The sequence below is a fragment of the Mesorhizobium sp. M0030 genome (assembly GCF_040323695.1).
Taxonomy (GTDB): Bacteria; Pseudomonadota; Alphaproteobacteria; order Rhizobiales; family Rhizobiaceae; genus Mesorhizobium.
The window spans coordinates 23,032-45,376 of sequence record NZ_JAMYVE010000017.1; the positions used below are offsets into that span (position 1 = coordinate 23,032).

Annotated in this window: 13 protein-coding genes and 3 pseudogenes; 12 read left to right on the forward strand and 4 right to left on the reverse strand. The window is 59.1% G+C overall.

From position 1 onward, the window contains the following. Positions 1–67 precede the first annotated feature (67 nt). A pseudogene (locus NKJ80_RS27565) lies at positions 68–1,017 on the reverse strand (IS481 family transposase). Positions 1,018–1,620: 603 nt separating this feature from the next. Between NKJ80_RS27565 and NKJ80_RS27570 the strand changes: the two are divergent. The 10 genes and pseudogenes from NKJ80_RS27570 to NKJ80_RS27615 all read left to right on the forward strand — a co-directional run bounded on the left by NKJ80_RS27570 (position 1,621) and on the right by NKJ80_RS27615 (position 15,596). Next, a complete protein-coding gene (locus NKJ80_RS27570) occupies positions 1,621–3,219 on the forward strand; it encodes an ABC transporter substrate-binding protein (RefSeq protein WP_352498737.1) in 1,599 nt (532 codons plus the stop codon). Continuing rightward, positions 3,219–4,160, forward strand: a complete 942-nt coding sequence (locus NKJ80_RS27575; RefSeq protein ID WP_352498681.1) for an ABC transporter permease — start codon at positions 3,219–3,221, stop codon at positions 4,158–4,160. The genes NKJ80_RS27570 and NKJ80_RS27575 overlap by 1 nt, the downstream gene beginning before the upstream one ends. Position 4,161: 1 nt before the next feature. Beyond that, positions 4,162–5,043, forward strand: a complete 882-nt coding sequence (locus NKJ80_RS27580) for an ABC transporter permease (protein WP_352498682.1) — start codon at positions 4,162–4,164, stop codon at positions 5,041–5,043. A gap of 1 nt (position 5,044) precedes the next feature. Then, positions 5,045–6,067: an ABC transporter ATP-binding protein gene (locus tag NKJ80_RS27585; RefSeq protein WP_352498683.1), complete on the forward strand. Its 1,023-nt coding sequence runs from the start codon at positions 5,045–5,047 to the stop codon at positions 6,065–6,067. Continuing rightward, a complete protein-coding gene (locus tag NKJ80_RS27590; protein ID WP_352498684.1) occupies positions 6,064–7,083 on the forward strand; it encodes an ABC transporter ATP-binding protein in 1,020 nt (339 codons plus the stop codon). Before NKJ80_RS27585 ends, NKJ80_RS27590 begins: the two co-directional genes overlap by 4 nt. A gap of 171 nt (positions 7,084–7,254) precedes the next feature. After that, on the forward strand, positions 7,255–8,574 hold the full coding sequence (locus NKJ80_RS27595) for a CapA family protein (RefSeq protein WP_352498685.1): 1,320 nt from the start codon (positions 7,255–7,257) through the stop codon (positions 8,572–8,574). 713 nt (positions 8,575–9,287) lie between these two features. Then, the gene (locus NKJ80_RS27600; protein ID WP_352498686.1) at positions 9,288–12,473 is read left to right on the forward strand and encodes a WD40/YVTN/BNR-like repeat-containing protein; all 3,186 of its coding nucleotides are present in this window, start codon (positions 9,288–9,290) and stop codon (positions 12,471–12,473) included. 226 nt (positions 12,474–12,699) lie between these two features. Further along, a complete protein-coding gene (locus NKJ80_RS27605; RefSeq protein ID WP_352498687.1) occupies positions 12,700–13,032 on the forward strand; it encodes a hypothetical protein in 333 nt (110 codons plus the stop codon). 488 nt (positions 13,033–13,520) lie between these two features. Then, positions 13,521–13,805, forward strand: a pseudogene (locus NKJ80_RS27610) (ATP-binding protein); the annotation flags it as partial. A 513-nt stretch (positions 13,806–14,318) separates the two neighbouring features. Continuing rightward, positions 14,319–15,596, forward strand: coding sequence for an ATP-grasp domain-containing protein (locus NKJ80_RS27615; protein WP_352498688.1), 1,278 nt, complete (start codon positions 14,319–14,321; stop codon positions 15,594–15,596). Positions 15,597–16,176: 580 nt separating this feature from the next. Here the strand turns inward: NKJ80_RS27615 and NKJ80_RS27620 are convergent. Continuing rightward, on the reverse strand, positions 16,177–17,643 hold the full coding sequence (locus NKJ80_RS27620; RefSeq protein ID WP_352498689.1) for an amidase: 1,467 nt from the start codon (positions 17,641–17,643) through the stop codon (positions 16,177–16,179). 567 nt (positions 17,644–18,210) lie between these two features. Between NKJ80_RS27620 and NKJ80_RS27625 the strand changes: the two genes are divergently transcribed. Together NKJ80_RS27625 and istB are read left to right on the forward strand one after the other, a co-directional pair. Further along, complete coding sequence (locus NKJ80_RS27625; protein WP_502902236.1) at positions 18,211–18,522, forward strand: hypothetical protein; 312 nt, start codon at positions 18,211–18,213, stop codon at positions 18,520–18,522. Then, positions 18,522–19,366 (forward strand): annotated as a pseudogene (istB, locus tag NKJ80_RS27630) (IS21-like element helper ATPase IstB). The gene NKJ80_RS27625 and the pseudogene istB overlap by 1 nt, the downstream one beginning before the upstream one ends. A gap of 164 nt (positions 19,367–19,530) precedes the next feature. Here istB and dctP read toward each other — a convergent pair. Further along, entirely contained in the window at positions 19,531–20,775 is a 1,245-nt protein-coding gene (dctP, locus tag NKJ80_RS27635) for a TRAP transporter substrate-binding protein DctP (protein ID WP_352498690.1), read from the reverse strand. Between the two features lie 283 nt (positions 20,776–21,058). Beyond that, on the reverse strand, positions 21,059–22,285 hold the full coding sequence (locus NKJ80_RS27640) for an ATP-grasp domain-containing protein (protein WP_352498691.1): 1,227 nt from the start codon (positions 22,283–22,285) through the stop codon (positions 21,059–21,061). Positions 22,286–22,345 lie beyond the last annotated feature (60 nt).

Sequence of the window (22,345 nt, forward strand, 5' to 3'; positions counted from 1 at the left end):
GGTCCAGTTAAAGAGTTGGGTTTTCCGTTGTGCCGCTCGACGAAGGTGCGGATCGGCTTCGAGTTGGCTAGTTGTGGAGCCTCAACAGGTTGTCCAGGGTGAGAGCGAGGCGACTGATAGGTGTTTTGGATTTCAAGCTCCCGTGGGGACGGTGCCAATTGTAGCGATGCAGCCAGACCGGCAGCTCTGCGGCGGCTGAAGTCGGATAGGCGCTGGCATAGGCCCCATTCGCGCAGCGCCGTCTGGATGAAGCGCTCGGCCTTGCCATTGGTCTTGGGCGTGTAAGGCCTTGTCCTGACATGCTTGAGGCCGAGATCGCGGCAGGCCTTTGCGAAGGCCTTCGATCTGTAGCAGGAGCCGTTGCCGGTCATGACGCGGGCTATCGCGACGCCCAGGCTGGCGTAGTAGGCGACCGCCGCCTTGAGGAAGGCGATGGCGCTTTCTTTTTTCTCGTTGGGCAGAATCTGCGAGAAGGCGATGCGGGAGGCGTCGTCGATGCAGACATGGACGAACTCCCAACTGCTGCCGCGCGAGCTGGCATTGCCGGTGCGCTTGCCGGTAATGCGATGACCGATGCGCTCGAAACGACCAAGCTTCTTGATGTCGATATGGATCATCTCGCCGATGCTCGCGCTCTTAGCGTCTGATGGGCTCGGCCGGTTCGATATCCCTGAGCCGCGACAGTCCGGCACGCTATAGAACGCGGCTAACAGTGGCGGGCGAGACGCCGACCTCATGGGCGATGTGCTTGCCGGTCCAACGTTGCCGCCGCAGCGCCATGATGCGCTCGGCGATCAACGCAGCGGTGGCCTGTGGCATATGAGCGGGCCGCGAGGAACGTTCGATCATGCCGGCCCGCCCTTCGGACTTATAGCGCTCGACCCAAACGCGCCACGATCTTGGCCGACACGCCGTAGACGCGCGCCGGTGCTTTGGACACAGCGCATTCTATCTCACCGACAGCGCCATCTCCTCTCGACGCAGCGGCGTGAGGCGGGCATTCTTGTGGATGTTCATTCGGACCCTCCGGTGAGTGCTGAAGCCTGGTAACTCCAGTCTCCCCAGTCCGGTCCGAATGGACAACCTCCCGATTCACAGCTAGTCGAAGTGTGAACGCTGCGCCGTAGCTGCGCGGGGCAAGCGCGAACCAGCGTTCAATTTGGTCGATCCAGGAGGCCGACCTCGGCATGAAAATGCACATGATGGTTCGCCGCGGCGCCAGCTAGACCGGATCGCCCCGTGTCCGCCGGCTTTCAGCCCTGCGCGTAGGCCTCCCGGACTGCGCTCGGCGCCTTCTCGGCCAAGCGGCGCGTTGAGAACCCCGAAAATAGCTTGCCTTCGTGAGCTTCTGGATCCTCAGCGCGACCGTGACGGCGCGCGCCTTTCCATTTAATTAGCCGTTGCGCGGCTACATGGCCGGCTTTTCCTCCTAGCCGCTGATGGAGCTGAAGCTTGATTATATGAGAGAAATGTGAAAAGATTTCATCTTCGATAAGAGGTAGAAATTGCTTGACATGAAAACTCACCTGCTACAATGTTGGCCAAAACTTGATAGGTATGCTGGAAGGCGCATTTCTGGGCCTCTCAGTTCGTGACCTGGCGCAAAGAAGGGAACAGAACATGGCAGTCTCTCGACGCAACCTGCTCAAAACTAGTTTGGCCGCCGGAATGGCTGCATCGATGCCGTCGGTATTGCGGGCGCAGACGGCACCCGCAGCCGGACGTACAGTTCGCATGGTGATGAGCTTTCCCACGGTCTTCGATCCCGTAGTTAGAACCGATCAAGCAACTACGGACTACGCTGCGGCGATTTACGACACGCTATTCTCACTTGATTCCAAATTAACGCCGCAACCGCAAATGGTGGAGAGGTGGGGCCTATCCGACGATAAGAAGACCTATACGTTCGAGCTCCGGGACGGATTGGGTTGGCACGACGGCACGCCAGTTACTGCGGCAGATTGTATAGCTTCTATTCGTCGCTGGGCCCAAGTAAGTCAGGGCGGCCAATTTATGATGTCGCGGGTCCAAGAAATCGCCACGAAGGACGACAAGAGCTTCACGATCGCGTTCAGGGAACCTCTATCGCTCGTTCCCGATATTCTGGCGCGCGGCTACCTTTTCATCATGCGCGAGAAGGATGCAGATAAGCCGGCAACCGAAGCGGTGACTGCGCAAATCGGATCTGGGCCGTTTACGTTCAATGAGGCGCTCGCCAAGCCGGGCGCAAACTTTGCCTACGACCGCAATGAAAAATACGTCCCACGCAAGGAGCCATCCGACGGATTGGCCGGTGGGAAGATCGTCAACGTCGACCGCGTGATCGTGGAAAACATTGGCGATCCGCAGACTGCTATCGCAGCCCTGCAGGCGGGTGAGGTTGATTTTTATCAGACGCCGCCAGCCGATCTGTACTCGGGGGTCGAGGGTGATTCCAACCTGGCACTCGAAGTCCTTGATAAGTACGGCCAAGACTTCATCGCGCGTATGAATTGTCTGCAAAAGCCGTTCGACAACGTCAAGGCGCGCCAGGCGGTCCTTCACCTCGTTGATCAGGAAGCGTTTTTGCGTGTGGTTTCTCCCGATCCAAGATACACTAAAACCATCACGTCCCTTTTTGGCAGCGGTAATCCGATAACCAATGACGAAAACACCGGATGGTTTAAAAAGGGCGGCAACCCGGAGAAGGCGAAACAGCTCTTCAAGGAAGCAGGATATGCTGGCGAAAAAGTCGTTATTCTTCAGCCGACGGACTGGGCAGAAGGCAGCAATACTTCGCAGCTTCTAGGGGATGCGTTGCGCAAGATCGGAGTTAATGCCGAGCTCGCGCCGAGCGATTGGGGCGGAGTTGCGGCGCGCCGTGCCAACAAGGGCCCGGTTGACGAGGGTGGCTGGAGCATCCACATAACAACCTTTGGCGACTTCGGCCTCGGCGTTCCTATCACTTCCGCGATCCTTTCGGCGAACGGTGAGGAGGGCTGGTACGGCTGGCCGAAGGACGACGAATACGAGGCTCTTCGCGCCAAATGGGCCGATGTCGAGACGGAGGATGAGCGCAAGACGCTGGCCCGCGAAATGCAGCGAATAGCTTGGGATTATGTGCCCCAGGTTATGCTAGGTGGAGTCGTCGCGCCGATCGCACGACGCAAGACGCTCACCGGCCTCATCGGCATGCCTGATGTCGTCCCGCTGTGGAACATGCAAAAGGCTCCGGGCTGATGGCGGCCTATATCCTACGCAGGCTGGTTTCGGCCATCGCCGTCATGGCGATGGTCGGGATCTTCGTCTTCCTGCTTCTCAGGCTGGCGCCCGGCGACCCGGCGGACATGATCGCTGGCAAGTCGGCGACGGAGGACATGATTGCCGGCTTCCGCGAACAGATGCGACTGAACGATCCGCTGCCGGTTCAGTTCATCCGTTGGGTGCGCGACATGCTCGGCGGCGATTTCGGCACCTCGATCTTTGCCGGACGCCCGGTTCTCGAGCTGATCTCGCAGCGGCTTGAACCGACCCTTTCCCTGTCGATCCTGACGATGATCCTTTCTGTGACCATCGGGGTCTCCTTCGGTATCCTCGCCGCCTGGCGAACCGGCGGTCTCATCGACCGCATCCTCTCTGCGTTCTCGGCGCTTGGATTCTCTCTCCCGGTCTTTGTCGTAGGCTTTTTTTTCATCTACTTCTTCGCAATCAGATTGCACTCGCTCCCGGTCCAGGGATATTTGCCGATCGCTGCTGGCCTCGGTTCCTGGTTCGGGCACCTGATCATGCCCACCATGGCTTTGGGTCTTGGCTATATTGCCTACATCGCCCGGATCACGCGGGCGAGCATGCTCGAGGTCCTGTCGGAAGACTACATGCGGACGGCCGCCGCCAAGGGCGCGTCGTCCTATGCGATGCTTTTCCACCATGCCTTGAAGAATGCCGGCGTCCCGATCCTGACCGTGATCGGCCTGAGCTTCGCCTATCTCATTGGCGGGGTCGTCCTCACGGAAACGGTGTTCAACATACCCGGTATCGGTCGTCTGGTTGTGGATGCGATCAACAATCGCGACTATCCCATCATCCAGAGCGTGCTCATCCTGGTTTCGGGTCTCTACGTCCTCATCAATCTCACGGTCGATCTCGCCTACACCCTGATCGATCCCCGGATCCGGTACTGATATGACGCTTCTGTCCCCACCCATTGACGTCGTGCCGATCGGTCGGCTGCAGCTATCCGATCTCCCCCGTCTGGCAAGGCGGCACCCGCTGGTCGTGATCGGCGGCGGCCTCCTGATCCTCCTGATCATTCTGGCGCTCGCCGCGCCGTTTTACGCCGGCGATCCACAGAACATGGATCCCTTCATCCGCCTGCAGCCGCCCTCCGATGAACACTGGTTCGGGACCGACAATCTGGGCCGGGACGTGTTTGCCCGAACCATCTTCGGGGCGCGCATCTCCCTCCTGGTCGGGCTGATATCGGCCGCCTGCGCGGCGATTGCCGGACTTCTGATTGGTGTTATCGCCGGCTATGTCCGCACCTTCGATAGCATCATCATGCGGGTCATGGACGGCCTGATGTCGATCCCGACCTTCCTGCTGGCCATTGCGCTCATCTCCCTGACAGGGCCCGGCATCGGCATCCTCATCGTCGCCATCGTGATCCCCGAGACGCCGGCCGTCACGCGGCTGGTTCGCTCGGTGGTCCTGGGTGTTCGCGAGCGCCCCTATGTCGAGGCCGCGCTCTGCGGCGGCGCGCGCCTGCCGAAGATCCTGTGGCGCCATATCCTGCCGAGCAGCATTCCACCGCTCCTGGTGCAGAGCGCCACTGTCTGCGCCAGCGCGATCCTGACGGAGGCCGGGCTGAGCTTCCTCGGCGTGGGCGTGCCGCCCGAGATCCCGAGCTGGGGCAACATGATTTCAGGCTCGCGCCTCTATCTCGCCATCGCGCCATTGACGGTCTTCGCCCCCGGCATCTGCCTTGCGGTCACAGTCCTTGCGGTCAATCTCCTCGGCGATGGCCTGCGCGACCTGTTCGACCCCCGCGCGAAGCGGAGGCGCTGAGATGCTGATGCAGAACTTCATGGAGGATAGAGCCATCGCGAATGACGTGCTCCTCGAGGTCCGGGATCTCGAGACACATTTTTTTGGCGAGGAGAGCGTCACCCGCGCCCTGGGCGGCATCAGCTTCCAAGTGAAGAAGGGCGAGACGCTCGGCGTGGTCGGCGAATCCGGATGCGGCAAGAGCGTGACGGCTCTCTCGATCCTTCGTCTGCTGCCGAAACTGACCGCCGAGATCGTCGGTGGCGCGGTCCGCTTTCACGGGCGCAACCTGCTGGATCTGTCCGATCGGGAGATGCGAAGGATCCGCGGCAACAAGATCGCCATGATCTTCCAGGAGCCGATGACGAGCCTGAACCCGGTCTATACGGTCGGCCACCAGATTGCGGAAACGGTGCAGATCCACACGAAAGCATCTCGCTCGGTGGCCATGAAGAGAGCCGAAGAGATGCTCCGTCTTGTCCGCATCGCCGATCCCGAGCGTCGCGTCAGGAACTATCCTCACGAAATGTCCGGCGGAATGCGCCAGCGGGCGATGATCGCCATGGCTCTTGCCTGCTCACCGGAACTGTTGATTGCCGACGAGCCGACGACGGCCCTCGATGTCACTATCCAGGCGCAGATCCTACGGCTTATCATCGATCTGAAAGAGCGCACGGGAACGGCGGTGATGTTTATCACGCATGACCTGGGTGTTGTGGCCGAGACATGTCAACGCGTGATCGTGATGTATGCTGGCCGGATCGTAGAACAAGCGAACGTAATAGATTTGTTTGCGCGTCCGGCGCATCCCTACACTCAAGGCCTCATGCGATCCGTGCCTGACCGGCGGCGCGGCCGACAGCGCCGCCTTCCGGAAATTCCCGGCATTGTGCCAAGTCTGCGCGAGCCCATTGTCGGGTGCAGCTTTGCGCCTCGCTGCCCGTTCGCGATCGACATTTGTCGCGAGAAGACGCCCGCCCTGCGTGATGTCGGGTCGAGCCATGCCGCAGCCTGCTGGCGCGCCGAAGAGGTGATGGGCGTATGAACGGTCCTTTGCTGAAAGTCGAGAATCTGACCAAGCATTATCCGCTCGGTGCGGGAATCTTCAAAAAAAGCATTCCCGTGATCCGGGCGGTGGAGGATGTATCCTTTTCCGTCGAGGCGGGCGAGACGCTTTGCATCGTCGGCGAATCCGGCTGTGGCAAGTCGACTGTCGCGCGGCTCTTGATGCGGCTCGTGGAACCGACGGGCGGGCGCGTGCTGATCGACAGGATCGACATTGCGGGTCTCAAGAAGCACGCGCTTCACGCTTGCCGCCGTCGGATGCAGATGGTCTTTCAGGATCCTTACTCGTCGCTGAACCCGCGCCTCACCGCTGGACAGATCATTACCGAACCCGTCGAGAACTTTGAGCGCCTCGGCCGATGGCAGCGCCAGGCACTTGCCGCGGACCTTCTCCGAAAGGTCGGAATGTCGCCCGAGATGATGCACAGACTGCCATCCGAGTTGTCGGGCGGCCAGCGCCAGCGGCTCGGTATCGCGCGGGCGCTGGCCCTCCAGCCTTCGCTCATCATCGCCGACGAAGCGGTGTCAGCCCTTGACGTCTCCGTTCAGGCACAGATCTTGAACCTGCTTCTGGATCTCCAGCAGCAGATGGGCATCGCCTTCGTCTTCATCTCACATGACCTTGGCGTCGTGGAGCATATCGGGCATCGCGTGGCGGTCATGTATTTGGGGCGGATCGTGGAACTCGCTCCATGCGAGGCGCTGTTCGCCAAACCAGTACACCCTTACACTGAGGCGCTGATCGCGGCGGCACCAGTGCCGGATCCGACGCGGGTCCGGCTGGAGGCGCCCGTTGAGGGCGAGGTGCCGAGCCCCATCAATCCGCCGAGTGGGTGCGCGTTCCACCCGCGCTGCCCACTGGCCGTCGAGCGGTGCCGCATCGACGTGCCGCCTTTAGTGCCGATGGCAGACGGGCGCGTCGTGGCCTGTCATGTGCGCGCTCCGAGCACAGAAATCCCGACCCAGCCTGTGGCACAATCTCAGACTCTTTCCTGATGAAACACGTCGAGCGCATGGCGCATGGGGGCCCGGTGGTCCTCGGCGCGGTCCAGGACTAAAGGAAGGGCCTCGCGATCCTGAACCTAGCAAGCCCGGACGACTACGTCCTTTATGACATCCGTGTAGTGCGCGAATTTTCGAATAAAAAGTGCAGAAAGGCAAGAGACAATGCAAGCTCATGGGTTTGATGACGTAGGTTCGACAACCACAAACGTTGCTGATGGCTTTACGATGGTAGCTGTTGGCGACCTGATAGTAAGGCGCCCGGCTTCGAAAAACCCGGCTTTGGGCTTCGAAGCGGTCATCCAGATCCTTCGGGATGCTGACGTTACCTTCGGCAATCTCGAAACGAACATCATCGACCTCCGAGCGTTTAAGGGAAGTCCCCAGGTCAATGACGATAGTTATATCGGCGGTGTCCCGGAAGTCGGACCTGATTTGAAGGCGATGGGCTTCAACGTTCTTAGTCGCGCAAATAACCACGCATATGACTGGGGCATTGAGGGCACGCGCGAGACGAGCCGAGTGCTCGACCAGAACAAGATTGTCCATGCGGGTGTCGGGGAGAGTTTGGCGCAAGCCGGTGCCGCTCGCTTTCTGGAGACCTCGCGTGGCCGCGTGGCACTGGTGTCTTTTGCTTCGACGTTCACGCCGGCGGCACGCGCCGCCGACTCCGCTGGCGAGGCACCCAGCAGGCCGGGACTCTGCGCCCTCCGTTTGGTAGAAACCATTGTAGTCCCGCCGGAGATGTTCGAGAGCGTGAGACGGATACGAAACTCGTTGCCAGACAGCATGCTTAGCCTTGACGATCAAAACCGGATCCGGCTAGCCGGGGCGACATTCAAGATTGGCGACAAAGTCGCTTACAGCTACGAAGTCGACTCACGCGATGTGGCCAACATTCTACGAAATGTTCGTCAAGGGAAGCAGCTCGCCGACTTTCTGATCGTCACGAATCACGGCCACGAACCAGGGAATTGGAGCCAAGAACTGCCTGACCACGAACAATCGTTTGCGCATATGCTTATTGATACCGGGGCCGATGCATATATCGGACATGGACCGCATCAGTTGCGCGGTATCGAGATCTACAAGGGGCGACCGATCTTTTACAGCTTGGGAAACTTCATCTGGGACACCCTGCAGACGGCTCAGGGGGCGGACTTCTTCGCGGAGCACGGCAAGGACCCTCGGGTGGATACGACTGCCGATTTGATGGTCGCAGCGATGAAGGATGGTTTTATAGACCCATTCTTCTTTCAGAGTGTTGTCACCGTCAGCCGGTTTGAGCAGAACCAGCTTGCCGAATTGCTGCTTTATCCTGTTGAGCTTGGTTACTCGAAGCGGTTAGCCAACCGCGGCTTGCCGCGTATCGCCCCGCCGCCGCAAGCTGAAGCTATTCTAGAGCATCTGCAGAGGCTTTCGAAACCATTTGGGACCCAGATCACCATCAAAGAAGGCGTTGGAGTGATCCAACTGAGGCCATGACCGGCAGCTCCGCAGGATGACGCCGTCGCGCTTTCTTGCTCGCACCACGGTGAGGCCAAATCGACCGGAGTCGCTTGTGCGGCCTTTGGCGGGCTCGAGTGCGCACGAAGCTTCAGTTTTTAAAGATTGTGTCTGATAAACCATAACCTGGACGGTGGTGTTCGGCCGATTGCCCGGCGCGTGCGCCGCCGCTCTCGCGAGCAGTCTTGGCGCCTGAGCAGCCTCTTCGACGGTTCTCCCTGCTCGCCAAGCTTACTCTGCACTGGAAGAATTCGCTTATGATCGAGCAGACATTTCCCTGCTCTCCCAGAATGTGGAGCGTCACTTTGACGAGGGTAAGGCCCGCACTGTCGACGGCACGTCGCTGCGTGCCCGCGCAGGCCCGTCCGTCTTGAGACGCCGACCTAGGAACCGTCGGAGCCCACGCGCAACAGTAGCATCGCCAAATTACCACACGGTCGACGATGTTCTCGGGAGATTGATAGCGTGAGTGATTTCTGAGAGGAGCGCGTTCGGAAAAACGTATTAGAAAATTGCTTGACACGAAAAGTCACATGTTCCATCCATGGCGAGGATTTTCATAGATCTTACGACAAACCCTCTTATCTTAGACCACGATAGGGGCGCGGTAGCCCAGCAGCTTAATTTGGGAGCGCCTCAGTCGTCCGACCAGAACCAGCAATAACCCTGTGGCAATCAGAAGCGAAATTTCGATGTCAACGCAGATTCATGTCACTGACCCGAAGGCACTCGAGGCCCTCAAATGGCGCTGCATTGGGCCCGCCAGAGGCGGCCGTGTTGTGGCGGTTGCGGGCGACGCCAACGACCCAATGGTATTCTATTTCGGCGCCTGCGCGGGAGGTGTGTGGAAGACGGTCGACGGCGGCGTTTATTGGCGCTGCGTGTCCGACGGTTACTTTGGGAGCGCCAGCGTCGGCGCGCTCGCAGTCGCCCGCTCGGACTCGAACGTCATATATGCCGGCATGGGCGAGACGACGATTCGAGGCGACGTCTCTTACGGCGATGGCGTCTACAGGTCGACCGACGCCGGTCGCAACTGGAGTCATCTCGGGCTGAAAGAGACCCGCCATATAGGGAAGATCTGCATTCACCCGCAGAATCCTGACATCGTCTATGTCGCGGCGCTAGGCGACGCGTTCGGGCCCAACGAGGAACGGGGCGTGTTCCGCTCTAAGGACGGCGGCAAGACTTGGCAGAAGGTCCTCTACCGCAACCCCGACGCCGGCGCCGTCGACATCTCGATCGATCCCAACAATCCGCGCATCCTTTTCGCCACGACCTGGCAAACGCGGCGGAGCTTCTGGAACCTGAACAGCGGCGGGGTGGGGAGTGGAATCTTTCGATCTCTGGACAGCGGCGACACCTGGGAGGATCTGTCCGGCCGGAACGGCTTGCCGGGCGGAGTGCTTGGTAAGCTCGGCGTCTCCGTTTCGGAGGGGCAACGCGGGCGCGTCTACGCCCTCATCGAGGCAGACGGCGACAAGATCGGGCTCTATCGCACTGACGATTACGGCGACCACTGGATCCAAATCTCGCAAAACCGCGATCTGATGCACCGTCCCTGGTACTACACTCATGTCTTCGCCGACCCCGGACACGCCGATACTGTCTACGTGACAAATCATGTGATGTGGAAATCGACCGATGGTGGGACGAACTTCACGGAAGTCACTACACCTCACGGAGATAACCACGATCTTTGGATCGACCCGGTCAATCCCAAGCGCATGATCGAAGGCAATGACGGCGGCGCCTGCGTCACCTTCAATCGGGGCAGGACATGGTCGTCGATCTACAATCAGATGACGGCACAGTTCTATCGAATCGATGTCGATGACCAGCATCCCTACCGGGTTTACGCCACCCAGCAGGACAATACCGCGATGTCGGTCCCAAGCGCTTCGGAATGGGGCGCCATCACCTTGGGCGACTGCACCTATCCGGGAAATGGCGAGAGCGGCTTCATCGCCGTCGATCCCGAGGATCCCGACATTGTTTATTGCGGCGCGATGGGCTCGAGTCCGGGAGGTGCCGCACTAGAGCGCTACGACCACCGAACCCGACAGATTCGCCTCGTCAACATCTGGCCGCAAGACACGACCGGTATCGCGCCGAAGAACATGCGCTACCGCTTCGCCTGGACTTTCCCGATCGCCTTCTCCCCGCACAATCCGAGGACACTTTATGCCGGGGGTAACCACGTCTTCCGCAGCCGCGACGAAGGATCGAGCTGGACCACGATCTCGCCCGATCTCAGCCTCAACGACCCGGTTAGGCAGGATTATTCGGGCGGCCTCTTGACCCGCGACAACTCCGGAACCGAGGTGCACGCGACATGCGCGTCGGTCGTGGAGTCCCCACACCGCAAGGGTGAGATCTGGGTTTCCACGGATGACGGCCTCGTCCATGTGACGCGGAACGACGGGGCCGAGTGGAGGAACGTCACGCCCGAAGCCATGCCAGAACTCGCCTATGTCGGTTGCGTCGAGATCTCATCGCATGACGCCGATACCGTTTATGTAGCGGCTACGCGCTACAAGCTCGCCGACTATCAGCCCTATCTCCTCCGCACTAAGGACGGCGGCAAGAGCTGGCAGTCGATCGTCGGCGATTTCCCGAAGGGAGAGATCACCCGCGTGGTTCGCGCCGATCCCGTGCGGCCAGGCCTACTCGTCGTCGGCACGGAGACGGGGGTCTTCTTTAGTCTTGATGACGGCGAACACTGGTCGCGCATGGCCGGCGGCTTGCCCGTGGTCCCGGTCTACGATCTAAAGATCAAGGGAAGCGACCTCGTCGCCGGCACCCATGGCCGATCCTTTTGGATCCTCGACGACCTCACGCCGTTGCGCGAACTGGCCGCAGATCAGAAAGACGTGAAACTGGTGAGCCCGCGCCCCACAATCCGGACCAAGCTAGCCTGGGCCGTTGGGCAGGGTTTGTCCAAAGCCGGCATAAGCTACAGCCCGGGTTGGGGGATCGGTGCCGCCACAGAGGTCGTGCAGTTGGAGGAGGGGCGAGGCGATCGCCACTATCTCGACTGCGGCGAGAATCCGCCGGACGGGGCGATTGTCTATTACTGGCTGCCTAATGACGCGGAGGGCCCGGTCAAGCTCACCTTCCGGGACGCCGCAGACAAGACCATTATTGCCTTCTCGAGCGACGACCTGGACGCACCCTCGCATAAAAAGCCAGGCACGAAGGCCGGGCTTCACCGCTTCGTCTGGGATCTCAGGTCTCCGGGACCGGTCAAGCTCGAGCAGTCTCTGACGATCCGGAAATACAAGCCTCTGGCGCCAGAGGGCGAGGGCCCGAGCGGCCCGGCGGTGGTTCCTGGCAGGTACCAGGTTGAGATACAGGCCGACGGCAAAAGCCGGACGGTCGACTTCGCGATCGTCAAAGATCCCCGCGTAGCCACGACCGAAAAGGAGTTCGCCGAGCAGTTCGCGCTCTTACAAGAGCTGTTCGGCATGCTTTCGGCGCTCAATCAGGCGGTCAATCGCATCCGGCTCCTGAAGCGGCAGCTCGCGGATGTGCAGAAGCGGCTCGACGACGGTGACAAATCGCTGGGCGGGCGTGCGCAATCCTTGGTCGGGCGGCTCGAGGAGATAGAGGGAGCGCTGATCGACTTCAAGCGCGAGACGCCGAGAGACCGCCGCAACCCGGCCGGTTTGAACGATATGCTGGTCGAGCTCGTCGACGTAGTTGCCTTCGCCGACGCGGCGCCGACGCTGCAGGCACGGCAGGTCTCCGAAGAGGTCATGTCGAGGATCGACGACGAGATCAGAAAACTGGACGAGCTTGTGAGGGAAGAGATCACTGCGCTCAATGTCGCGCTCAAGGAAGCCGGCGTCGAGCTGCTCGGGACCTGCAAGGCCTAGGTGTGCCGTGACGATTTGGTTCAGTGAGCATTCGTCCCAGGAAGGAGACAGACATTACTTTCATCGAGCAGATTTTCGGCCTAGCTCCGGATGGGGGCGATGGCACGACCGAGATGCTATACATCGCGGTTGCGCTTGTCCTCGCAGGGATGGTGGTCGCCCGCCGTTGGCTCCGCCGACGCGCCGCAATGCGGCACCGCTAGTCTTCTCTTCTAGGATCGAGATCGTGTCCGGTGTGCCGGCTAAGATCTTCTCGATCACCGAAAAACCCCATGCGCCGCTGAGATGCGGCGCAGACCCAGGGAGAACTGGCCAGACGATGATGGCGGGCCGATTGTTATTGGAAGCAAAAAGGAGCACAAACATGTTTTCACTGAGCCAGGCGATCGGGGTAAGCGGCATGGCGAAGCGCGAGCTGGTGCCGTTCATGATCGCGTTCGTTATCGCTGAGATGTTCTACAAGCTCGGTAGCTTCGCCTTGGAATGCCTGGCGTTCCTCGCCACCTGGTATTTGCTGAGCTACGCTTTCAACGGGCTGGTTCGCCGTGGCCGCGGCTGACGGTTAAGTCGGGTAGCGCTCTCGGATAATGTCGTCGTGCTTGCCGAACCCGCGCTGGATTAGACCGCACAGTCGCGTCCTTGAGGTCGCTGGCTGACGGATTGTGTCTGATCTGAGATCGGCGTCCGTGGACGGGTCCAGGTTGAATCCATTGACAGTCGCGTCGCCAGTGGCGTCGTCGGTGGTTGGCTCCCAGAGAGCCGCCGCATATCCTGCGCTCAAGCCGCAGAACGGATCGGAACGGAGCCAGTGGCAAGGGCGGCAGATGAGGGCGCTCTTCCGCGAAGGCCTCGAAAATGAAGCGGTGGGTTGTGGCGTCATCAGCGCCGCGTCGAACCAGGACACAGAACCCTTCGCTCACCGCCGCGATCGCGATCGCGCGTCACAATGACGAGATCATTTGTTCATGGATCCGTAGAGCGGGTCACACAGCGGCCGCTCGCCTTCTACGACGCCGTAGCCAAAGCTATGGCACAGGAGAACCGCCCATGAGCGCCGCGCTGGATTCCGTGCCGTCAATGATCGAGCGCATTCGCGATGACTTTGTCGGCCTGAAGATGCCACGTGCGCTTGAAGCACTCGACCATATTGTCCGCCGCCTGGAGCATGGCGAGCTATCGGCACTCAAAGCGATCGATATTCTCCTTTCCGAAGAGCTGACCCTGCGCGAGAACAGTCGCATAAAGACGGCGTTGCGGATGGGTCGGCTGGCAACCATCAAAACGCTCGCGGGCTTCGATTTCAGTTTCCAACCCTCCCTGGATCGAGATCGGACTTGGCGCTCGCCGCTGCGATGAGGTCGGCCAGCGTGCGAGTAGACGCTCGACGCCGAGCGCCCCCCGCCGAGTGACTTTTGCCGGTTCCCGGCGGCCGAAGAAATGAACGGCTTATGCCGGTCGATCAGACCCAGTTGCCATAGAGGCGTCAGGCAGGCGAGGCCTGTTCGATACGCTGGTTCGTGCGCTAGTTGACGACAGTGGTCGAACACAGAACAGTCCACATGGCTGTGGTGGGCAGCATCTGTCGCCCATGAAATTGACCTAGTCGCACCATATTAGCCAGGTAGAAGCTCGCAAGACGGACCGGTTAAACGACGCCCGTTGAATATCGAACCCGCGAAATTCGGCAACCAAACGTCGCAACAGATTCTTAAACTCATTTATAAAATATTTGCAATCGTGGATCGGTGACAATGCTACCTTCACTGCAGCGTTTGAGGTCACGGACGGCTAAAAAGATGATGCCAATGCTCAAACCACCGTACAACGCCAACAAGGGTCGGCACAATGGCAAGAAAAAAAGCGTTTCTCATGCTTGAAGGCAATAACAGTAATGGTCAGCCGTTCGTCAAAGTGTCTCGGCGGCTTGGTCTTCATCCAATTGTCCTGTCGATTGATCCAGCTCAGTACGATTATATTGCAGCCGAGAGCACCGATGCAATCCGAGTCGATACAAATAATCTAGATGCGCTGATACGCGAATGTTCCCGGCTACGTGCGACTTGTGACATTGCTGGCATTACAAGCGCGAAAGAGGCGTTCTATGCAACCGCTGGCAAGCTCTGCCGGCATTTCGCTCTACCGGGACCCAATCCTACATCGATTGAACGATGCTGCGACAAGTTTACTCAACGTCAGCTCCTAGCGGAGGCCGGCGTACCGATACCTGCTTACCGCTTGGCAACGAATGCTGCGGATATTGAAATCTCTGCCGCTGAGATTGGCCTGCCGGTGGTTCTTAAGCCAACCGTGGGCGTCGGCAGCAGCGGTGTCCGATTGTGCCGCAGCGTCGATGAGTTAACCAAACATACGACCTATCTACTGGGCGGGGGGCATATATGGCAGTCTTCGCCAAGGGTACTGGTCGAGGCATTCGCGGAAGGTCAACATTACATAGTTCATATAATGGGAAATGAGGTGTTTGGGATTGAGGCTGCGGATTTCGACCGCCCACCGAATTTCGTCTTTCGTAAGGGCATCTTTCCAGCCCCACTTACCGACGACGAGCATAAACGTATTGCCGATGTTTCGCTGAGCTGTTTGCGAGCTCTCGGCCTTGGCTGGGGGCCAACTTGCATTGAACTCCGGTGGACGAGGCTCGGTCCAGTCGTCATTGAAGTGAATCCGCGTCTCGGTGGCGGTCCTCAACACATTCAGCTGGCTTGCGGTGTCGATCTCATTGCCGAGCACATCAAGCTTGTCATTGGCGATGGCTGCAATTTGCGCAAAACGCATTCGCAGTTCGCGGCCTGGCAGAACCTACTTCCTGATCGCGATGGCACGCTCGAGTGGATCAACGGCGACAATCTGGCAGCTACTATCTCGGGCGTTGCCGAGGTCACATTGTATGTTGAACCGAATACGCCCATCGTCAGGAAGGGTGATCGCCGAGACTTTCTTGGATATGTCATCGCCGTTTCACCCAGCCGCGCTCAGGCTGAGGAGATACTTCAGCGTGCCATCGACTTAATTGGTTGGTCAATCGTGCCCTTTCCGATCGAACAGGAACAATCACCAGCCTCTCACACTTCCGCACCAGTGCAGGTGCCCGCTGGCAAGGGCTGATGGTCACCGAACATTGGTGCGATAGCACGAGCCGCGCGTCGGGAAATAGGACGCGAATAACGGGGCTGCAGCGCGGCAATCGCGCGCATTGCCTCGCCTGAATGATTTCTGGACGTTGAGTCCTCATCTGATTTGCTTCACGTGTTTGTGTGGTAGGACCAAATCAGAGGAGGCAGGTCAGCATGGCGGCACGGGAAAAGCTGGTCAGCGAGATTAAGGCGCGTGACGCCTCTGGCACAACTCATCCCGGCGGTGCGGCTGTTCGTGAACTTCTTTCAGTTCCTTCAGAGCAGGCCGGAGAGGGCGGGACGGAGCCTGCGTGCGCAAGCGTTGTCATCCCGGCGACATCCTGCCAACGACTTCTGCAGACCCACGGACGCAGAGCCGATGCGCGTCGTTTTCGCGCAAAGGCATGGCGCGGCAATCAACGTGAGAGCACCAATCATTCTGTCGTCGGACGGAATGCCGCGTTTGCCATAGCACTCCTCCGTTGGAGGGAGTATGTTAGGCCTCACTCGGTCGGCTGTGTGGATGCATCCGCGAACCGCTGACGACCTCACTTGAGAAGCTGGCGTGATCGTCAGTTGTCCCCTGCTCGAACGTTCGGTCGCCGGCTGCTCCAGGGGCTAGCCCGCTCCAGGTCGCGCGAGATACGTACCAACGTTGCCTCGTCACCGAAACGGCCAACGATCTGAAGGCCAATTGGCAAGCCATTAGCGCTGTGAGCCAACGGTAGCGACACTGATGGATGTCCAGTGACATTGAACACACCTAGGTACTGATAAAGCGCAGTATCCGCTTCCCTAAATTCCACTGCGGAAAGTGTCGGATTCGTCGTACAGTAGATACCCCCGTGCCGGGGGGGCAAGATGGGCATCGTGGGCGTCAGCAAAATATCGAAGCTATCGATCGCCTCGCCCACACGGAACCGGAACTTCCGGATATCCTCAAGTAAGTTTCCCGTAGGAGCAGCTGGGGAGTTCCGGCCACGTTCATAATACTTGAGATTGATCGGTTCCAAGGTGTCCGCGTTGACAGTCCTCCCCATGGTCCGCGCCGCATCTTCGAGCCAATTTGCAAAGAGATCGCCTCGCTCGAGTGATATCCTCGTTTTCTCTGCGGGCTCATATGGCGGGTCGATCTCCATGACCATATGGCCCATTTCCTCCAGAAGCGAGGCAGCTGTATCGACTGCTTGAAGGACTTCCGGATCGAGATCAACGGCGCCCCATTTCGTTCGTGCGACTCCGACCCGGAGAGTGCCGGTAGGTCGAGAGAGCTCGTCCAAATAGGGGCGGCTCCGTTGGGAAATGATAAAGGGATCTCCCGGATAAGGCCCGGAAAAGACATCCAATGCTGCTGCCATATCGCGCACCGTCCGACACAGAACAAACTTTCGGCTAAAGCCAAACTCGTCGTTGCTCGGCTCCACAAGTCCACGGGACGGGTTCAGTCCGACAACGCCGCACCAGGAGGCGGGAATGCGAATTGATCCGCCGCCGTCGCTACCATGTGCAATAGGAGTGATGCCGGCGGCGACCGCCGCCGCGGATCCCGAGGACGAGCCCCCTGCGGCGCGTTCCAAATCCCATGGATTGCCAGTAATGCCATTGAGAATGGATTCGCTCATTCCTGAGGTGCCAAACTCGGGGCACGTTGTTCTCCCGATTGTACGGAGCCCTGCATCTCGCGCGCGACGAAAATAATAGCTGTCGGTGTCCGGGCGATGGCCTCTGAACAGACGACTCCCTTGTTCCTGAAGGCGGCCAGCTTCGGTAGCGCCGATATCCTTGCGGAGGAATGGCACACCATTGAAGTGCCCCGCATCCGCGCCGGCAACAGTCTCAGCATCTTCGTAGAATTCGATCACAGCGTTGATGCGAGGATTGACCTCTTTGTAAGCCTCGCGGGCCAGCCGTACCAGTTCCACAGCGGTCACCTCGCCGGCTCTCACGAGAGAAGCCAACCCGGTGGCATCATACTCTACATATTCACTTAATTTCATGCAATCATAGTTCCCCGTATTGTGAACAATGGGCCGCCGCATTCCGGTGCTCGCCCGGGTGCGCCCCGATGACTATACCCCGCTCCGAGAGGTGCAGAGCCGCGAGCATGGCCGACCCTCGGCTCGTTTCCCGGTGAAAGGCACGCCCTGACGCGCTGCCTGGCACTAATCTGATTTCCCTCACTCCCACTGACGGTCTCAAACCCGGACAATTTGCCGCCTTGTCCATGGAGGCAACAAAGCGTCCCGCCTGAAAGACAATGCAATGGTGGAGCGGCGAAAATTTCTTGTCAAGAAACTTTGAAAATCTTTTTGGGCATCGCGTTAGGTCGTGTGTCAAAAAGTCCGCTTGAAGTCGTTCTGAAGCACTTCTCTATTCGGCATGTTGAGGCAAGCGCTTTCGAGCTTGTGGCTTCTCCGGATTTCGCGAGGCCTCGCTTCTCTACAGGATCGGCTTTAGCCCTCCCAGCATGGGATCAGGAGAATGAAGCGGCACAATCTGATTCGCGGCCTGCTCGGCTGCATTGAGCGACCCCTCCGAGTGCTTCAACGAACTCGCCTCAATTGCGCAACCGCGCGTCGTTCCTTGGCTGGGTCCTGCGGTCGTCAATGTTGAAGGTGCGCCGCAAGCTCAAGGCGATTGATCACGGGGATCGGCAGATGGTGTCGATCCTCACCTGCGTGCTGACCGACGGATTGAGCGCGGTAGAGGCCGCCTGCCAGGGAGCCATCGAGCACGGCGTCTCGTCGGCAGCGGTGATCCTCAACATCCTGGCCCGCAGCCGCGATCCGGGGCCGGGCACGATCCTTTCCATTCCCCAGGCGCTGAAGCTGGCTCACGAGCCGATCGCCGACTGCGCCAGCTATGGACAGCCTCAGGAGGAGGAACAGCCATGGAACGCACCTAAGTACTGGAGCTGATGGGCGCGCTGAAACTCTTCGGGATGCGCGCGGCCTATGATGAGATCATGGGCGTCGCCATTAAGCGGCAGCACGGACCGCCGAAGATCGTCTGCGATCTGTTGCAGGCCGGGATATCGGAGAAGCAGGCCCGCTCCATCAAGTACCAGCTCACGGTCGCCGAGCTTCCGCTGGCCAAGGATATCGAGGACTTCGATTTTGCCAACGAGAGCCTGATCCGCGACCTCGCCGCCGGCGCCTTCGTCGCCGATCAGCGCAATGTCGTCCTGGTCGGCGGGACAGGTACCGGCAAGTCGCATCTGGAGATCGCCATTGCCCGTTCTCTCATCCGCGACGGCGCACGCGGGCGCTTCTTCAACGTCGTCGACCTCGTCAACAGCCTCGACACCGAGAACCGTGCCGGCCGGCAGGGCCGCATTGCCGATCATCTTAGCCGGCTCGACTTCGTCGTCTTCGATGAACTCGGCTATCTTCCCCTCGCCCAGACTGGCGGGCGGGCAGTTGCTCTTCCATCTGGTCCTGAAGCTTTACGAACGCCTCGATGATCATCACCACCAATCTTGCCTTCGGCGAATGGCCCACTGTCTTCGGCGATGCCAAGATGACCACCGCGCTGCTCTACCGGCTCACCCATCATTGCCGAATCGTCGAGACCGGAAACGAGTCATGGCGCTTCAAGAACCGCTCTCAGCCGCACCCGATCAGGCTGTGGGGCCTTGGCCACGGCTCGCAGCAGCGGCAGCTAAAAGGCTATGCCGGTCTTGGGTCTGCGATCTTGAGAGTCGCGGCGCTCCAGTCGATATCCGTGAGTTGCAACCCAATTCGTCGACGGCTCCAGCCTTAGGTGCTCATGATTGGCAGGAGCGCATGAGTAGGCAGGCCGCGCGCCGAATTGGCAGTCTCAGACACTGATGGAGGCGCACGCAGCATCTGCGTGCGGCCACCCCGCTTTCTGGCGGCTGTTCTGCCCGTCAGCTTGCCGAGTTTACCCAGCGCGCGCTGTTGTGTTTAGTCGTCCACCAATGACCGAAATTCCCCAAGCAAGCCCTTACGCCAACAACCTGCGCGTTCCAAATCATCGAAGATCGCCAGCGATCTGGCGTGCCAGGGCGCTGCGGCGGCTTTCACCAGGACCGCGCGGTCCTGGTCGAGCAGTTTTGGAAGTTGATTCGCGGCTTGATTCATCAGATTTACGCAATACTGCCCCGCCTCAGCGGCAGCTTCATTCAGGCCCTCCTGGAGAGCGGGCGAGAGCATCTGGTAGCGCTGTCGGTTCATGGCAAAGGATAGATCGAGAGGCCTATAATCAAGTTGCGTCATGAAGCGCGCGAAGCGCGTGAAATGCATGCTTACGACGTGGCTGAGATTTGTGATCATCGAGTCAATATGGCCGGCCTCGAAGGCATCCTCGACTTGTGCCCAAGGAACGACGACTGGTTCGCAACCAAGGCGCTGTAGGTAAGCGAATATCGTCTTGTTCTCGGAACATCGGATACGCGCGCCCCGCAGCTCATCCGGCGATGTGATCAGCTTTTTCGAGATTAGCACTACGGAGGGCCCCCGGCGCCACTTCAAGGTCGGATTCAATACCTCAACAGAGTTGGCACGGAGGGCGTTCCTCACCTCGACGTGGAAGAGCGGGCTCGCCTGGAACCTCTCATAGTGAGCCTCGCTGGTAAAGCAGAAGGGGAGAGATGCCAGTCGCAATGGGTCAGAGAACCCCTCAAAAAAGCTTAAGCTTTCGGCAAACAAATCGATTGCGCCGTTTGTTAGCGCTTGAACTTGGGTAGCAGCCGACCCGAGTTGCGCGGCCGGAAAGACCACCATAGTCACCCGGGAATCGGTTTTGGTTCCGACCAATTCCGCAAATTTCTCGATTGCACGACCTTCCGGGTCCCATGACGGCACGAGAGTGCCGAGGGAGCGGGCCATTTCCGAGTCGCTCAGCAAAAAGTAATTCGGCGGCCGTTGCAGTTCTACCGCGATCTTGGCCACCGAGCGGATGCTTGCTGTGCTCTTGCCGTTCTCCAATTTCGAGAGTTGCGGTACGGAAATGCCAACCCTCTGAGCCATCGCCTCGAGGCTTAGCCCCGCAGCCTTTCGTGCCTCACGAATTCGCTGGCCCACCACTTGGCCAATGTTGTCTTCCGACGTCGGCCCCAGCCTCAAATCGTCGTGTGCGGTCTCGAGGCTCAAAGTTTCACCTTTCCCATCTTGGATGGCAGACAGTTTGGCATGGTCCTTCCGATTCATCAACAATCCCGGTCGAGGAAGAAGGCTGCCTTGTTATTTCGAGGCAGGTTCCGGTGAGGTGAAATCAGGAATTCTTGGGAAGGAGGCAAATCACATGTAAATCAGCAAAAATGGTTTTTCTTTAAATGAAATTGTGCCGCGCTACAACGGATGTGAAGACTCACAGGTGGCTCTCGGCCCAGCCCCCGGCAACTGCGATTTCCTGCCACATGAGGTCCATGCCAGCAGTATCGGTGAAGCGGTCGTCAGTTCGGCGTTGAGGATCAGCGGCCGCAGATTGTATCTATTCGCCAACGCTCGGAAATGGTGTGATCGACCAGTTGATTAAGTCGACCGCACGCTGCAGAATCGCCTCGGTCTCAGCACGGCTGGGTGAAGCCGCGATGACATGTCCAATCTTGTCTCGGTAGTCGCCCTTTCTCAGGATCGGCGTCTCGGGTTCAACAAAAAATTTCACCTCTGCGACACCCGTTAGAGTAGCCGCCCGATTGTGGCCACGGACCCAATCCAGGATACCATCGCGATCAGGAACCAAGTTCCGCCCGGCCGCGATCTGCGAATGCTTTTTACGCAAATCCCATTCGTCGCCGATAACGAGCTTGATGTGCTCGGTGACAAGATCGAGACCGTAGGCCAGTTGAACCAGTTGAGGACCGGGTTCGCCACCAAGACGCGGATTCACTTCAATGACGACTGGGCCAAGCTTCGTCCACCGTAATTCAATGCAGGTTGGGCCCCAGCCAAGGCCGAGAGCTCCCAAACAGCTCAGCGAAACATCGGTGATACGCTGATGCTCGTCATGGGTCAGCAGGGCGGGGAGGGTGAATTCACGAAAAACGAAATGCGGCGGGGGGCCGAAGTCAGCTGTGCCAACTCCAATGACCTTATCTCCCATTATATCAGCCCAGTAGTAAGGGCCTTGTGCGAATTTTTCGACGAGTATCCGCGGCGAAGACCTCCATAGGTGTTTTTCGCCCAGCAGATAGGTCGTATGGTCGGCCAACTCCTGGACGGTGCGGCACAATCGGACACCGCTACTGCCGACGCCTACGGCTGGCTTAAGAATCACTGGCAGGCCGATCTCGGCCGCAGAGTTTTCTACGTCCGTCGCATTCGTTGCCAGGCGATAAGCAGGGTTTGGAACGCCGGCCTCTTCAAGGAGCTGGCGTTGAGTGAATTTGTCGCAGCATCGTTCAATCGATGTAGGGTTCGGTCCCGCCAGATCGAAATGCCGGCAGAGCTTGCCAACTGTCGCATAGAACGACTCTTGGGCGCTGGTGATGCCAGCAATATCATAGGTCGCCCGTAGCAGGGAACATTCGCGAATCAGCGCATCGAGATTGCCTGTATCGACACGGATTGCCTCAATTCCTTCCGCCGCAAGGTGGTCGTATCGAGCCGGATCAACCGACAGGGCAATTGGATGAAGGCAAAGACGCTTGGCTGCTTGCACGAATTGCAGCATACTACCTGCGCCTTCAATCAGGATGAGCGCTCTTTTTCTTCCCATTGGCTGTTGACTCCCACGTTACCCGCTTTGCGTTGGTACAGACCGTAAATAGGTGTCAGT